14 protein-coding genes are annotated in these 14,874 nt (G+C 57.9%); 5 read left to right on the top strand and 9 right to left on the bottom strand.

What is annotated here, in order from left to right; genetic code table 11:
• The first annotated feature begins 215 nt into the window (after positions 1 to 215).
• Together H8E27_14585 and H8E27_14580 are read left to right on the top strand one after the other, a co-directional pair.
• Positions 216 to 2,033, top strand: a complete 1,818-nt coding sequence (locus tag H8E27_14585) for a 2-oxoacid:acceptor oxidoreductase subunit alpha (protein MBC8326844.1) — start codon at positions 216 to 218, stop codon at positions 2,031 to 2,033.
• A gap of 8 nt (positions 2,034 to 2,041) precedes the next feature.
• Positions 2,042 to 2,935 (top strand): pyruvate ferredoxin oxidoreductase, encoded by an 894-nt coding sequence (locus H8E27_14580; GenBank protein ID MBC8326843.1) that lies wholly within the window; start codon positions 2,042 to 2,044, stop codon positions 2,933 to 2,935.
• 157 nt (positions 2,936 to 3,092) lie between these two features.
• Here H8E27_14580 and H8E27_14575 read toward each other — a convergent pair whose 3' ends face one another.
• From H8E27_14575 to H8E27_14560, 4 genes are read right to left on the bottom strand one after another with little or no spacing between them, the layout of a single operon-like run.
• A complete protein-coding gene (locus H8E27_14575) occupies positions 3,093 to 3,602 on the bottom strand; it encodes a phosphatidylglycerophosphatase A (protein MBC8326842.1) in 510 nt (169 codons plus the stop codon).
• Positions 3,602 to 4,270 carry a CDP-alcohol phosphatidyltransferase family protein gene (locus H8E27_14570; protein MBC8326841.1) on the bottom strand — a complete coding sequence of 223 codons (669 nt, stop codon included), beginning with the start codon at positions 4,268 to 4,270 and terminating at the stop codon, positions 3,602 to 3,604. The genes H8E27_14575 and H8E27_14570 overlap by 1 nt, the downstream gene beginning before the upstream one ends.
• A gap of 7 nt (positions 4,271 to 4,277) precedes the next feature.
• Positions 4,278 to 5,924, bottom strand: coding sequence for a 30S ribosomal protein S12 methylthiotransferase RimO (rimO, locus tag H8E27_14565; GenBank protein MBC8326840.1), 1,647 nt, complete (start codon positions 5,922 to 5,924; stop codon positions 4,278 to 4,280).
• Entirely contained in the window at positions 5,890 to 6,387 is a 498-nt protein-coding gene (locus H8E27_14560; GenBank protein MBC8326839.1) for a helix-turn-helix domain-containing protein, read from the bottom strand. The genes rimO and H8E27_14560 overlap by 35 nt, the downstream gene beginning before the upstream one ends.
• A 131-nt stretch (positions 6,388 to 6,518) precedes the next feature.
• Between H8E27_14560 and H8E27_14555 the strand changes: the two genes are divergently transcribed.
• Entirely contained in the window at positions 6,519 to 7,307 is a 789-nt protein-coding gene (locus H8E27_14555; GenBank protein ID MBC8326838.1) for a ribonuclease Z, read from the top strand.
• Positions 7,308 to 7,366: 59 nt separating this feature from the next.
• Here H8E27_14555 and H8E27_14550 read toward each other — a convergent pair whose 3' ends face one another.
• Entirely contained in the window at positions 7,367 to 8,071 is a 705-nt protein-coding gene (locus H8E27_14550; GenBank protein ID MBC8326837.1) for a cyclic nucleotide-binding domain-containing protein, read from the bottom strand.
• 179 nt (positions 8,072 to 8,250) lie between these two features.
• Positions 8,251 to 11,349 carry a DNA translocase FtsK 4TM domain-containing protein gene (locus H8E27_14545; GenBank protein MBC8326836.1) on the bottom strand — a complete coding sequence of 1,033 codons (3,099 nt, stop codon included), beginning with the start codon at positions 11,347 to 11,349 and terminating at the stop codon, positions 8,251 to 8,253.
• A gap of 174 nt (positions 11,350 to 11,523) precedes the next feature.
• On the opposite strand from H8E27_14545, the gene H8E27_14540 reads away from it, so the two are divergent.
• Entirely contained in the window at positions 11,524 to 12,639 is a 1,116-nt protein-coding gene (locus tag H8E27_14540; GenBank protein MBC8326835.1) for a YihY/virulence factor BrkB family protein, read from the top strand.
• Complete coding sequence (locus H8E27_14535; protein MBC8326834.1) at positions 12,623 to 13,171, top strand: DUF4149 domain-containing protein; 549 nt, start codon at positions 12,623 to 12,625, stop codon at positions 13,169 to 13,171. Before H8E27_14540 ends, H8E27_14535 begins: the two co-directional genes overlap by 17 nt.
• Positions 13,172 to 13,233: 62 nt before the next feature.
• On the opposite strand, the gene rsfS is transcribed toward H8E27_14535, so the two are convergent.
• The 3 genes from rsfS to H8E27_14520 all read right to left on the bottom strand — a co-directional run.
• Positions 13,234 to 13,584, bottom strand: a complete 351-nt coding sequence (rsfS, locus tag H8E27_14530; protein ID MBC8326833.1) for a ribosome silencing factor — start codon at positions 13,582 to 13,584, stop codon at positions 13,234 to 13,236.
• Positions 13,585 to 13,591: 7 nt separating this feature from the next.
• Positions 13,592 to 14,170 carry a nicotinate (nicotinamide) nucleotide adenylyltransferase gene (nadD, locus tag H8E27_14525; GenBank protein ID MBC8326832.1) on the bottom strand — a complete coding sequence of 193 codons (579 nt, stop codon included), beginning with the start codon at positions 14,168 to 14,170 and terminating at the stop codon, positions 13,592 to 13,594.
• A 1-nt stretch (position 14,171) separates the two neighbouring features.
• On the bottom strand, positions 14,172 to 14,874 hold a 703-nt coding region (locus tag H8E27_14520; protein MBC8326831.1), incomplete at its 5' end, for a carbon starvation protein A.

Genomic DNA, 14,874 nt, shown 5'->3' with positions numbered 1-14,874 from the left:
GAGGGCGAAGCCCCGCTCTGGTTTTGTGAATGACTTTTGATGCCCCGACCTTCGCACCTGTTTTTCCCTACCTATCCACCACGATAAAAATTGGACTCATTTGTGAATATCGTTTGACAGCTCGCCCAATGATGATAGTTTCCCGCATCCCTTTGCAGGGAAGTCGAAGGCGCATGGCCTAGTGGTAGCAATCGGCAATTTTATCCACATATTCAATGAGCGATAGTTCCGCGACCAAAGAGGTCGTTAGCGATAGTCCAAAGGTCTCGAAAGTAACCGAGGCCGTCATCCGCATTGCCGGCAACTCGCAGGACGGTATCCAGTCCATTGGCGGGTTTCTCGCCCAATTGGCCGGCCGCAGCGAGCAGGAGGTGATGACCTTTATGACCATCCCCGCCACCATCTCCGGCGGGCCGTCGATTTTCCAGGTGCGCATTGGCTCTGGCGAGGTGCTCACTTCCGGTGATGAAGCGGATGTGCTGATGCCGTTTTATCAACACAGCTACGAAAACCACATCAATTTTCTAAAAGAAGGCGGCATCGTTTTGTACGACAGCAGCCACGTGGAACCGGATCCGGAGTTGCTGAAAAAATACCGCCACATCGGCTGCCCCATCGCGGAACTAACGGTGGAAGCCATCGGCGGCACGGCCAAAGACAAAGGCAAAAATATTTTTGCGCTCGGCCTCGTGGCGCGGATGTTCGATCTCGATGCCGCGCGACTGGAAGGCCTCATCTCCGAACGCTTCAAAGGCAAAGCCAGCAGCATCACCACCACCGCGCTCACGGCGTTTCACGCGGGGTACGGTTATCCGCTCACTACGCTGGAAGAAATTTACGCGTTCGAAGAACCCCAAGCACGCGACACGGACCAAGTCGTTTGCAACGGCAATGACGCGCTCGGCTATGGCATCCTCGCCGCCGGCGTGCGCTTCGGCGCGGGCTACCCCATCACGCCGTGGTCGGATATTATGGAACTGCTCCGCCGCGAGCTGCCCAAGTACGACGGAGTTTTTGTGCAGTGCGAAGACGAAATCGCCGCAGTCTCGATGGCCATCGGCGCCAGTTGGGGCGGTCGCGTGGCAGTCACCGGTTCGTCCGGCCCCGGCATTTCCCTCAAGGGCGAAGCCATCGGCTGGGCGGTGATGGCCGAGATTCCGCTTATCGTCATCGACGTCCAACGCGGCGGGCCCTCGACCGGGATGCCCACCAACGTGGAGCAAAGCGATCTCAATATCGCAGTCTTCGGTGGCCACGGCGATTCCCCGCGCGTGGTCATTGCACCCGCCAGCGTGGAGGATTGCTTCTACACCGCCATCGAGGCCGTGAACATCGCGCGCCAATACAGCACCCCGGTTTTCATTCTCACCGACCAAGCCATTGCCACGCGCATCGAAGCCTTCACGATGCCGAAGTTGCAGGAATTGTGCCAGGACATTTCGCCCGACCTCACCCCGCGCGACGAGCACAAGCCCTACGACCTCTCCGCGCCCGACGGCATCACCCAGCACGCCCCGCCCGGCACTCACATCAGAAACGGCAAATATCCAGTCGTCACCGGCCTTGAGCACGACGAAATGGGTCACCCCAGCGGTTCGCCCCAAATGCATTTGGACATGACCACCAAACGCCGCAGCAAACTGCAGGCGCTCGGACGCAACCTGGAATTGCCCAAAGTGTTTGGCCCCGAGGAAGGCAACGTGCTCCTCATCGGCTGGGGCAGCACCCAAGGCAGCCTGCGCGAAGCCACCGAGCAAGCCCGCAAAGCCGGCGACAGCATTTCCTGCCTCACCATGCGCCACATCCATCCGATGCCCGAAGGCTTGGAAAATATTTTCGACGGCTTCAACCACGTCTTCGTTGTGGAAAACAACGACGAAGGCCTCTACGGCTACGGCCAACTCTGCGGCCTGTTACGCGCCAAATTTGCCAATTCAAAAATCGTGGGCATCAACAAAACCGACGGCCTCACCTGGCGCGTCAAAGACGTGCTCGCCCGCGTACAAACCAAACTCGAAGAACTTAACGGTTAATTGACACCATGAGCGCCACAGCCGAAATCACCCGCGAACCGCTGACCAAAAAAGACCTCGCCGCCGATCACCCCACGTGGTGCCCCGGCTGTGGCGATTTCTCCGTGCTCGCCCTCTACTTCAAGCTCATCCAAAACCGCGGCATCCATCACGAGAAAATCGCCACCGTCGCCGGCATCGGTTGCAGCAGCCGCTTCCCTTACTTTGTGCAGGGCCACGGCGTCCACTTCATCCACGGCCGCGCCCTGCCCTTCGCCACCGGCATCGCGATGGCCCGACAGGACCTCGACCTCTTTGTGTTTGGCGGCGACGGCGACGCCTTCTCCATCGGCGGAAATCATTTCACCCATTGCGCCCGCAAAAACGTCAACCTCACCTACGTCGTGATGGATAACTCCGTGTACGGGCTCACCAAAAAACAAACCAGCCCCACTTCACCCATCGGATTCAAAAGCAAAACCGACATGTGGGGCGCCGTCGATCAACCCATCAACCCCCTCAAACAAGCCATCGCCGCCGGCGCCACCTTCGTCGCCCGCACCACCCACACCAACCCCAAACACCTCCTCGCCATGATGGAAGCCGCGATGGATCACAACGGCTTTGGCTTCATCGAATGCCTCAGCGAATGCACCGAATTTTATAACGGCGCCTTCGACGCCAGCAACCCCCGCAAAGGCGGCGAATTCCTCGAAGTCCCCGAAGACCATGACCCCACCAACGAAGGCGAAGCCTACGCCCTGGCCGGCCAACCCTTCCCCGGCCACTTCGGAATTTTCTACCAAGTCGATCGCCCCTCCAAACAAGACCGCGAAAAAACTGTAAACGAAAAATTCCTCACCAAAACCAAAGACCTCGAAGATTGGCAAATCCTCCAACAAAACTTCGACAAAATGAAGTAGCGCTAACGCGCATAATTTAGCCCAGACCGATGGTCCGGGAGGAGCAAATCCCGCCTTGCCCCATTTTCTTTTCTAAACCGCCGCGGCGCACTCGGAGTGCACACCTTTTCTAATACACTGAACTAATACACTGAAAAAAACTGGGTGGCTTGGCGGTTCAAACGATGTAAAACGCCACGGTGAGGAGGATGCAGACCACTGCACCGGCTAGCACGTCATCCATGATTACACCCCAGCCGTTGGGGAGTTTTTGGATGGTATCGATGGGGCCGGGTTTCCAGATGTCGAAGAGGCGGAAGAGGGCGAAGGCGGCGAGGGCCCAGGCGGCCCAATTGGGGATTTCTAAAATAGCAGTGAGGGTGGGTTGGCTGGGGCCGTTAAATTCCATGAGGGCAAAGATGCCGAGGAAGCAGATGGGGATGGCGATGATTTCGTCGAGCACGACGGAGGGCGGATCTTTTTCATCGAGGATACGCTCGGCGTGTTCGCAGATGCGGGCGGAGATGGGGATGAGCACGATGCATCCGGCGAGGTAAGCCCAGAAATTTCCGGGCCAAAGGAGCAGCGCGGTGAGGGGGAAACCGCCGAGGGTTCCGGCGGTGCCGGGGGCTTTGGGCACGCGACCGAGCCAAGTGCCTTGGGCGATCCAAAGGAGGAGGCGGTCCATCACATATCTTTGATGTAGAGGTCGCGGTTGCTCCAGAGGTAGTGCGCGCCGGAAATGGCGGTGAGCAATACCGCGCCCCACGTGGCGATGAAGGTGACCCAAATGCTCCAGGGCCAACCGGCGATTTCCCAGCTGAAAAATTTCACCCAGCCTTCGCCCCAACCGGGGTAGCTCACGAGGATGAGCATGGCGACGACGGCAACGAATTGGAAATTGGTTTTGCGTTTGCCGATGTTCTCGGCAGGAAGGACGACTTGTTTGTTGGCGGCGAGCAGGCGCAGCCCGGTGATGGCGAGCTCACGCGCAACGATGACGATCACCATCCACGCGGGGATGAGCGAGTGGCCCGGCAAACCGGGCGCGGCGATGGCTTCGGGGAGATGATAGCCTGTGAGGTTAGTTGCCGGATTCATTTCCATTCCGACGAGCAAAATGAAACCGGCGGTGACGAGAATTTTATCAGCGAGGGGATCCATCAACGCGCCGAAATCAGATTGCAAATTGCGGCGGCGGGCAATGATGCCATCGGCGATATCAGTCATGCCGCCGATGAAAAACAACAGCGCGGCCCACGAGGTATTGTACGGGAGGGTATCCCACAACACGATGATCACAAAAAAGAGCGTGATGAAAAACCGCGAGGTGGTGAGTTTGTTGGGGAGATTCATCGCGTCGTTATATTCTCTCCGCAATCAAATCATAATCTGTGTGGCCCACCACGCGGACCCAGCAAAAATCGCCCAGCGGCAATTCGCCTTTCACGTACACGCGGCCATCAATGTCCGGCGCGTCGGCTTCGCCTCGGGTGAGGGTGTATTGAGCGGTATCGAGTTTGGGGCTTTTGCGCGCGCTTTTTTGGGTGCTGTCCCGCATATGGCCGTGTTCCCACGAGCGGACGTCCGCGCCTTTGAGGTCGGTATCGGTGGCGAGGCGCTCGGCGAGCACGTTAATTTTAGCACCGATTTTAGCTTTGCCCCGCACGCGGGAAATTTTTTTCTGCTCGGCCATCGCGGCGGCGCAGCGTTCTTTTTTGATCGCCTCAGAAATTTGCCCGCGCATTCCGCCCGCGCGCGTGCCGTCTTCTTTGGAGTAAGCAAACACACCGAGTCGTTCAAATTTTGTTTCGCGAATAAACTCCAGCAGCGACTCAAATCGTTTCTCAGTTTCGCCGGGGAAGCCGACAATAAACGTGGTGCGCAGGGCAATGCCGGGGATGCCTTCGCGGATGCGGCCGAGGAGGTCGCGGATGTATTGGCCGTCGGTCTCGCGGCGCATTCGCTCGAGCATGACGTCGTGGATGTGCTGCAGCGGGATGTCCACGTAACGCGCGACCTTCGCGCAGTCGGCGATGGTTTTGATGAGCTCATCAGTCCAGTGCGCGGGGTGGGTATAAAGCAAACGAATCCAAAAATCGCCCTGCAGTGTGTTGAGCTCACGAAGCAACGTGCTGAGGTTTGCGCCGCCGGCGGGGAGATCGGCATTGGCGCGCGCGAAATTTTCCGGCGACGAAATGGTACGCCGATGGCCGGGGCGAAGGTCCATCCCGTAATAGGTGGAGTCCTGCGAAATAAGATTCAGCTCTTTGACGCCCTGATTGATGAGGCGCTGCGATTCAGTGACAAGATCCGCTTGCGGGCGGCTGCGATGACTGCCGCGCATGCGCGGGATGATGCAAAAACTGCACGGATGATTGCAGCCCTCGGCGATTTTGACATACGCCATATGGCGCGGCGTGAGGCGGAAGCGCGGCGTCTCCACATCGGGCACGTACTCGGGCCGCGGGTGAATTTCGCTAATCGGCGCGGCGGCTTTTTTGCGGACGCGCTTGGGCGCGCCGTTAGTGGGTTTCGCGGCGCGATGATCAATAGCCTCGCGCACGATGCGGGAGACATCAGCGATTTGGTCCACGCCCATAAACGCATCCACCTCAGGCATCAGCTTGGGGAGCTCTTTGCGGAAGCGTTGCGGGAGGCAGCCGGAAACAATGAGCGCTTGGCCGGGGCGTTTGGCTTCGCGGTACTCGGCGGATTCGAGAATGGTGTCCACGCTTTCCTCTTGCGCGGTGTCGATGAAGGAACAGGTGTTGACGATCAGCGCGTCGGCCTCGGCGGGTTCGTTGGTAATCTCGAGGCCATCGGCCATCAACGAGCCGAGCATCACCTCGGCATCGACAAGGTTTTTGGCACACCCCAGCGAAATCAACCCCACACGAGTTGGGGCGGCAACAGCATTGCGTTGGGACGAGCGGGCCACGGGCGCAGCCAGCCTAGTGATTCCGAAAATAAAATCAAGAGCCGGAATCAAGCGGAAGCAAATCCGCATCCGAAGTGGCATCAGGCGCGTACAGGCCGGGGCCGATATTTTTCAAATGATCAGTGCTGTCGAACTCGCGTTTCCATTTGACGCCATAAAAAATGCCGGCGGCAAGAGCGACAAACGCAAACACCGGCAACACAAGCCGCCAGTTCACGCGCGAGAAGGAGAGCATTATGGCATCGAGAATCCCCGCGCGCAGAGCAGCGTTGCTGCCGTCGGGCTGGCCTTCGCGGGCTTGGCCCATCTCAACATTCAGCTGTTCGAGCAGCGCTTCCGTGTCCAGCTTCAGCATATTCGCGTAGCTGCGCACGAAGCCGCGCACGTACGCCGTCGCGGCGAATTCCTCATAACGGCCGCTTTCCAGCGCCTGCACTTGGTCGGTCTTGAGCTGAGTGAGCTCCACCACCTCCGCCAGCGCCAAGCCCTTCGCTTCGCGTGCGTCTTTGAGTTGTTCGGCCACCGTTGCCATGCAGCCAATTTAGCGACCGTTCACAATGATTGGCACAAAAAGTTATCCCAATGACATTGTGAACATTGGGTGAATCAATGTAGCCCCCAACATTTACAATACCCGCGCTTTCCGATAGCTTTCCCCGCCAAGTGAGCAAGGCAACTCTTCACGCGCTGGGCACCGGCGATGGCTGGGCCGGCGATTCGCGCGGGCATTCGGCGTTCGTGTACCGGCTGGGCGGACGCACGCTGCTGATCGATTGCGGCGAGCCGGTGAGCCGCCGTCTGCGTGCCGCCGGCATTGCGCCCGATGATCTCGATGGCATTTTGCTGACCCATCTGCACTGCGATCACATTGGCGGTTTTTTCATGTTGATGCAGGGGTTTTGGCTCGAGAAACGCACGCGGGATTTGACCGTGCATATGCCCGCCGAAGGCCTCGAGCCCGTGCGCCGGATGCTCGATGCCGCATTTATTTTCCGCGAGTTGATGCCCGCCGCGCTGGACTTCGCCCCGCTCACCGCCAACGAGCCATTGCACATTGGCCCCATAAAAATCACGCCGCACCCCACCACCCACCTCGAAACGTTGCGCCAGCATTTTCAGGAAAAATATCCGCAAGGCTTTGAAGCGTTCAGTTTTATTTTGGAAACCGAAGACACCCGCATCGCCCACAGTGGCGACATCGGCGCGGCCACCGACCTCGAGCCGTTGCTCGCCCAGCCGCTGGATTTATTCTGCTGCGAACTCGCCCACGTGGAACCCACCGAACTCTTCGCCCTCCTCGCCACCAAAAAAATCGGCCACGTCTGTTTCACCCACCTCTCCCGCCAACACCGCGAAAATCTCGAAGCCCTAAAAACCCAAGCCGCCGAGGCATTGGGAGGGATGGAAGTGACGTTTTTGGAAGACGATCAGTTGGTTGAAATTTCCGATTGAAGATTTACGAGTGACGATTGGTTTAATCGTCAATCAACAATCGTAATTCGTAAATCAAATCACCGGCTTGACTGCATCAGAATCAAATCCTTCTTGTGCCGTTCGTTGTCCGCGCGCATCCGGGTGGACATTTTGGCGGCGAGGGCGGCGAGGAAGGGGGTGGCGATTTCGGGTTGTTGATCCACGAGGCGCTCGAATTCTTTGGCGTCGATTTTGAGCAGCACGCCATCGCTGTTGGCCACGATGTCGGCACTGCGTTTGCCGCGATCGAACAGCGAAATTTCTCCGAACACTTCGCCGGCCTTCAGCGTGGCAAGTGGTGTTTCCTTGCCGCCCACCATTTTTCGGACGCGCACCACGCCTTCGAGCAACACAAACATCGCGTCGCCCACGTCGCCTTCGTTAACAAGGATTTCGAACTTCACAAACTTTTGCACCTCCATGCTTTGAGCAAAGCGGCCGCGTTGTTGGTCGGTCATTTCCTTGAAAATTTCCACGCCTTCCAGCGTGCCCACGGGAACGCCGGGGATGAGCGGGCTGTGGACAATCGTGCCGGGCTTCACCAGGCCGGCGGCTTTCTCGAAATACAGGCCGAGCTCCGGCAGATCACCCGCGCGCGCCCATTGCTCGGTGTCTTCCAGATAAAGCCACATCGCATCGGTCACACGCACCTCGCGGATCCATTGGCTGAGCGTTGGGAAATCGATGGGGCCGTAGACCACGTCATCCGCGGCCCACACCTTGTAAGTTCGATTCGTCGCCATCGCCATTGCGGGCAAGTTACGCCGAGGAGGGTTGGATGGAAAGGGGATTTTGAAGGCCCAATTTCCAAAACACAAATCCAAAGGAAATCCCAATGACCAAATCCCAAGGAGGCGCGAAAGTGGGTTGTTGGGATTTGGGTATTCCTTGGGCCCTGGGTTTTGGGGAATTGGTCATTCCCCTAAACCAATTCCGCCACGCCTTGGCCTCGACCGTCGGCGCCGTTGCCGTCGAGGTCGATGAGGATTTCGCGGGGCTCGTGGCCTTGGGCGGGGCCGACGATGCCGCGATCTTCAAGCTCGTCCATAATGCGCGCGGCGCGGGTGTAGCCGAGGCGCAGGCGGCGTTGCAGTTTGGAGACACTGGCTTTTTGCTCGCTGCGAATGACCTCGATGCATTGTTCGATGAGATCTTCATCCTCACCGCTGGAGGCCGAGCCGGCCAAAGCGGGTTTGGAAAGCTGCTGGGTGATGTCCACTTCGAACTTCGGCTTGCCCTGTTCGGTGATGAAGCTGACGATTTGTTGGACCTCTTCGTCGGTAACCAGCGGCCCTTGCGCACGGATGGGCTTGGGTGCGCCGGGCGGTTGATACAACATATCGCCTTTGCCCAAGAGTTTCTCCGCGCCCATCTCGTCGAGGATCACGCGGCTATCGATTTTGGAGGCAACCTGAAATGCAATGCGGCTTGGGATATTGGCTTTGATGACGCCGGTGATGACTTTCACGCTCGGGCGCTGGGTGGCCACGATGCAATGAATGCCGGCGGCGCGGGCCATTTGGGTGATGCGGGCGATGGCGTTTTCCACCTCGGCCGGCGCGGTGAGCATGAGATCGGCCAACTCGTCAATGACCACCACAATATAACTAAGCCGATCGGGGATTTCGATTTCCTCATCGCGTGGCACCACGATTTCCTCATCGATTTCCACGGCAAACCCTTCGGAATTGCCGCGCTCACCATCAAAGAGCGTCATCTGCGGCTCCGGCTCGGCGGGCGGTTTGTCGCGGCGGCGTTTGTTGAAGGATTGGATGTTCTTCACATTTTCCTTCGCAAAAATTTTATAGCGCTTTTCCATTTCCGAAACCACCCAGCGCAACGCGAGGATGACTTTTTTCGAATCGGTCACCACCGGCATCGCGAGGTGCGGCAGGGTGTTGTACATTTGCAACTCCACCACTTTGGGATCGATCATCACGAGCCGCAATTCATCCGGCGAAAATTTATAAAGCAATGAGGCGACGATGCCGTTCATACACACGCTCTTACCCGCGCCGGTGGCGCCGGCAATCAAAAGATGCGGCATCTCGGCGAGGTCCGCCACGATAGGTTTGCCGTAAACATCTTTACCCAGCGCCACGGGCACTTTGGCTTTACTCTTCTTCCACTCATCGCTTTCGAGTAAGTCGCGCATAATGACTTTTGTCTTAACGCGATTGGGCACCTCGACGCCCACCGTGCTTTTGCCGGGCACGGGAGCGAGGATGTTGATGCGCTCGGCCTTGAGTGCGGCGGTGATGTTGTTGGTGTAAGTCGTGATTTTTTCCATCTTCACGCCCGGCGCAGGATGCAGCTCGAAACGGGTGATGGTGGGCCCTTTGGTAATGTCGCCCAGCGCGACTTCCACGCCGAATTGCCTGAGCGTTTGCTGAATGGTAATGGCGGCGGATTTAAGTTCGTCGGTGGAATCGGTGGGCGCGGCGATGAATTCCGGCGCTTGCAAATACTCAACCGGCGGCAATTTATAATTCTCAATGAGCGGCCCGCGCGCCACGGCGGTGGGTTTGGGGCGTTTGAATTTAGCGGGACCGGTGCTGGAAATAGCGGGGGCGATGTGCACCGTCGGCTCGGTGTCGTCCTCGGGATCGCCAAGGATTTCCTCCACAGTGGCTACCGCATGGTCGGCTTTTTCTTCCGGCTCCGATTCCACCACTGCCACCACTTCCGGATTAGCGGTAAGATCTTCGTCCTCAAAGACAGTCTCGGGCAACACCTCCACAGCCACGGCCACGGTGTAAATCTCAACTTTTTGAGCGAGCCCCTCCAAGACGAACTCGCCGAGCAACCGTGCTTCGTATTGCGGTTGGCTGATGAGGTCCTGCTGGATTTTTGCGGAAACCGCCACGCCACCGACCGGCGCGTATTCCTCAATGCGCGAGGCGATGTTCACGCCGTCGCCCAGGATGTCGTTACCTTCACGAACGACGTCGCCCTGATGAATGCCGATGCGTAGTTCGAGATGCTCCTCGCCAAGCACCTTCGCCTGAATTGCCAGCGCGCACTCAACAGCACTGAGCGAACTGTCGAAACTCAAAAGTAAACCATCGCCAATTTCCTTGAGCCATTCGCCTTCAAATTGTTTGACCAATGGCTTGAGCAAGCGGCGTTGTTTTTTAAGGAGCTTCAACGCCGCTTTTTCATCGCGATTGGAGAGGCTGGAATAATCCACGATATCAGTGAACACAATCGCCGCCAACTTGCGGCGCGACTCCGTCGGTGCTTCTTCATCCGCCACTGCCGCCTTGGGGCGCGCTTGCGGTTGGCTGAGGTCGATAATGTTTGGCTCTTCGCGGTTGACGACGGCGGGCACCGTCTGAGCGGTGTTGGCCAATTCCTTTTGCAAATCCGCCACGCGCTGTTGCAGTTCAGCTTCACGTTGGTTCAGCTCGATCTCTTCGTTGGCCAGCGGCTGTGAGCGATCCACCTTGCGCAGCTTCCATTTTGACCACGCGGTTTTGGCCCATTCTTTGAGCTGAAAATTTGTAAGATAAAGCAGGCTCACCAAGTACACCGCCAGTAATAACACCGTGGCACCCGCCGTGCCCACGTGTTGAAAAATGCCATTATGCAACAACATCCCCACATAGCCCCCGGCGCCCACCGTGTTCAGACTTTTCGCCAACCCGCCAAAGAGGCCGGGATACAAACTGAGCCCCGCTGATCCCGCCAACACCAACGCCACCGCCCACGGCCAGCGCCGTCGCAGGCCGTCGAGTTTATCGGTGAAAAATGCGATGGCGAAAATCAGCGTCAACGGCGGCAACAAATACGCCGCCACGCCAAGCGCCATAAAGCAGCCCTGCGCCAGCCACGCCCCGAGCGTGCCCACAAGATTATGCAGGGGATCGTTGACGTTTGTGCCGTTGACCGACAGATCGCCTTTATCAAAGGAAAACAGCGCCAACAAAAATAACACAGCCAGAGCCAGCAGCCCTATCCCGAGTACTTCGTTGGCACCTCCTTTGGAATCCGTTTTTTTAGGAGCCTCCTTACGCGCCATCCGCCAAAAGTAGAGCAGAAAACGGCGCGATTGACAAACTCAAACTGGGGAAGGATGAACCGCCAAGACACAAAGCTGCGAAGGGAAACCAGGTTCAAAAAAACTGGGTGGCTTTGCGTCCTAGCGGTTCAAAAATTGTCTCACCCAAATTTTTTTGCTAATCTCCGCGCACCCGTGGACAATCCGTTACCGAAAATCCCGAATCCGTGGAAAATCCTTCGTGAAGATCTCGCGCAGGTGATGGAGAAGGAAAGCCGCGTGGTGCTGCCCAAACGCTGGATGCGCGTGGCGCGGTTTATTCTGCTGGCGTATCGCAAGTTTGACGAGGAACGCTGCTTTATGCGCGCGGCGGCGCTGTCGTTCAACTCGCTGCTGGCGCTCATCCCCGTGCTCGCGCTGGCCACGGTGCTGACCGGTTGGCTGGTGGGCGAACCATCCTCAAAAGGCGCGGCAGATGCGAATGCTACGGCGCCGGCACAACAATTTGTCAGCAAAATCATTGTGAGCGTATTGCCGGCCAAACACGAGGATCCGGAGAAGGAAGCGAAAATAGCCGAGATCCGTGATGGCTTGCGCGATAATATTTCTGACTTCACCAATAACCTCGCGCAACAGGTTAGCTTCGACAAGACCGGTGTGCTCAGTGCGTTGGTGTTTGTGTATCTCGGGCTGATGGTGGTGATGCAGCTGGAGGATACGTTTAATGATTTATGGGCCGTGCGGCGGAGTCGGGTGTGGTACTCGCAATTGCTGAAATTTTCGCCGGGGCTCGTGCTCGGCCCCGGCTGCATCATCCTCGCCTTTGCGCTGGCCAATGCGGTGCATTTTGAAAACATCAGCGACCGCCTGCAATCCATGGGGGCGGTAGTGAATACGCTTGTGCCATTGCTGTTCGCAATGGCGGGCCTGACGTTTTTGTACAAGCTCATCCCGAACACAAAAGTTTCGTGGACCGCGGCGATTTGGGGCGGCGTGGTGGCCGGCATTTTATGGCAGATCAATCACCTCGCCAGCGCACTTTATATTTCGCACGTGGTGGTGGAGAAAGGGTGGTACAGCCAAACCTACGGCGGCAGCCTCGGCCTGCTGCCGGTGTTTATGTTGGCGGTTTATTTTACGTGGCTCATTCTGCTGTACGGCGCGCTCGTGGCCGCACGGGTGCAATACCACACCACGCCCCTCAAAGAATCCGTGGAAGACAAAGACGCCGAGCCAGAAAAACCTGAGCCCGGCGAGCGCGAAGGTGACGATACCCAAACTGCCGGCGAAACTAATGAAGCCGAAAAATAATCCACAACGCATCGCGCAACTGGTGTTTGTGCTCACGGCCGCCGTGTGGCTGGGCGGCGCGGTATTTTTCACCTTCGTGGCCGGGCCAATGTTTTTCGCGCCCGAACTGGCCGAAGCCCTCCCCAAACCGCGCGACGGCATCGTAGCGCAGGAACTCATCCACCGTTTCACCGCATTTCAGCTTTCGCTCGCCGCCATCGCCGTGCTGGCCTTGCTAGCCGGTTGGCGACTGGAAGGCGACGGCGGAAAATTTCCCCGCGCGCGGGGATTACTGTTGGCGGTGATGGTGGCGCTGATTGTGTTCGGGTTGATTTACATCACCCCGCGCCTCGAATGGCTGCACCAAATGAAGTACCCCGACTATTTCAAAATAGGAACCACCCCCGAACAAACCGCTTACGCCAATAAATCCTTCGGCCCGCTGCACGGCATCTCACAAATTGGAAATTTGGTGGTGCTATTCGGCTTAGTCGCCCAACTCGTGCTCGCATGGAAAGCCGCCGTGGGGATGAAAGAAGATCGCTCAATGTAGCCCGGGCCGATGGCCCGGGTCGCACGCCCGATATTTAAATCCACCCGAGCCAACGGCGCGAGCTACACTTCGGCGGACTCCACCAAAGCGGCGTCGTTCCACAGGCCTTCGAGATCGTATTCGTCGCGGACGGATTCAAGCATCACGTGCACAATCACGTCGTAGTAATCCAGCACGACCCATTGGTTTCTTCGATCGCCCTCGGGTTTAGGCGGGCGCACGGCATGATCTTTTTGGAGGCGCCCGGCGATATCCGTCCAGATCGCGCGCACGTGCGGCTCGCTGTTGCCGGTGGCGATCACAAAATAATCGGTGATGGTCGATACCTCGCGCACGTCGAGCACGAGCAGATTCCCCGCCTTTTTGTCGTCGGCGTATTCGCGGCACGCCAGAGCCAATGCTTGTCCTTCCATTTCAGTTTCAATAACTATGCTTCACTTTCAGCGCATCCGCAACTTGCGGCGACACATAATTTTCAATTGCTTCCCCCGCACGCAAACGTTCGCGCAAATCGCTGGACGAAATTGCCATCGGTTCCCCGCGTAACATCGTGCCGCGAAACGAGGGCGGGAATTCCACGGCGGGTTCACCGGCGCGTGGCACTACCACAAAAGTGACTGCGTCCGCAAGCGCCGCCGCCTCGCGCCATTCCGGCAGCGTCGGTACGTGATCCGCGCCAATGAGATAGAATAACTCCGCCTCCGGGAAGCGTGCCGCATAATTGCGCACCGTATCGATGGTGAACGAAACGCCTTCGCGCTCGATTTCCTGCGCATCAATTTCGCAATGCGGTTCATCGGCAAACGCCAATCGCAACCACTCCAAACGCGCCACCGCCGGCGCGGCCGTTTGCTCCGGCTTGAATGGCGATTGCGCGGCAGGAATAATAAACAGCCGATCCAAGCGCACCTCCGCCAAAGCCGCCTGCGCCACCATCGTGTGCCCGAGGTGCACAGGATCAAAAGTGCCGCCAAATAGACCGATGCGTTGCGCCGCCATACTATGCCTTAGCCGGAGCAGATTCCGATTGTTGATCGAGTGCGTTTTCCTCCAGCACCCCCTTTGCTTTGGGAAAAATTTTGATGGCTTCGATGATCATCCAAATTTCTAGCGCGATGGTGGCCAAACCGATGCTGCCGAGCAGGTAGTTGGGTTTGTGATCGGGGAAACCTTCGCGCGCGGTCAGCAACCAACCGGGCGCTTCCCACAGTTGATAGGTCATCGCCCAGACCGGCATGATGAGCATAAAAATCATCGGGATGGCGATAAACCAAATCGCGCGGCCGCGCCGCCACAAATAAAAGGTGATAACGAGAAATGACAAGCCGGCGAGCAATTGATTGGTCGCGCCAAAGAGCGGCCAAAGAAGCAGCCCGCCTTTGCCGGCGTGGGCAAGGCTCCACGCATTGCCCGCGGACGGGACGGCGGCCATTGCGCCGGCGATGACAATGGCGAAGATGGTTGCGCCGTGTTTGTTTTGCAACCACGCGAACGGGGCAGCGGGTGGAGAATTCGATTCGCCCACCTTTCCACCCAACGTGGCAGCGAGTTCCTGCACCACGTAGCGTTGCAAACGGCAGGCGGTGTCCAGCGTGGTGCCGGCGAAGGAGGCGACGAGCACGCCCATTAGCGCAATAGCCACAGCGGGCGCAATGCCGAGGGCTTGGAGGAAATTAGCCGAGCCCTGCACGAACGCGCCGACC

This window comes from Limisphaerales bacterium (genome assembly GCA_014382585.1).
Taxonomy (GTDB): domain Bacteria; phylum Verrucomicrobiota; class Verrucomicrobiia; order Limisphaerales; family UBA1100; genus JACNJL01.
This window is presented reverse-complemented; position numbering and strand designations above follow the sequence as displayed.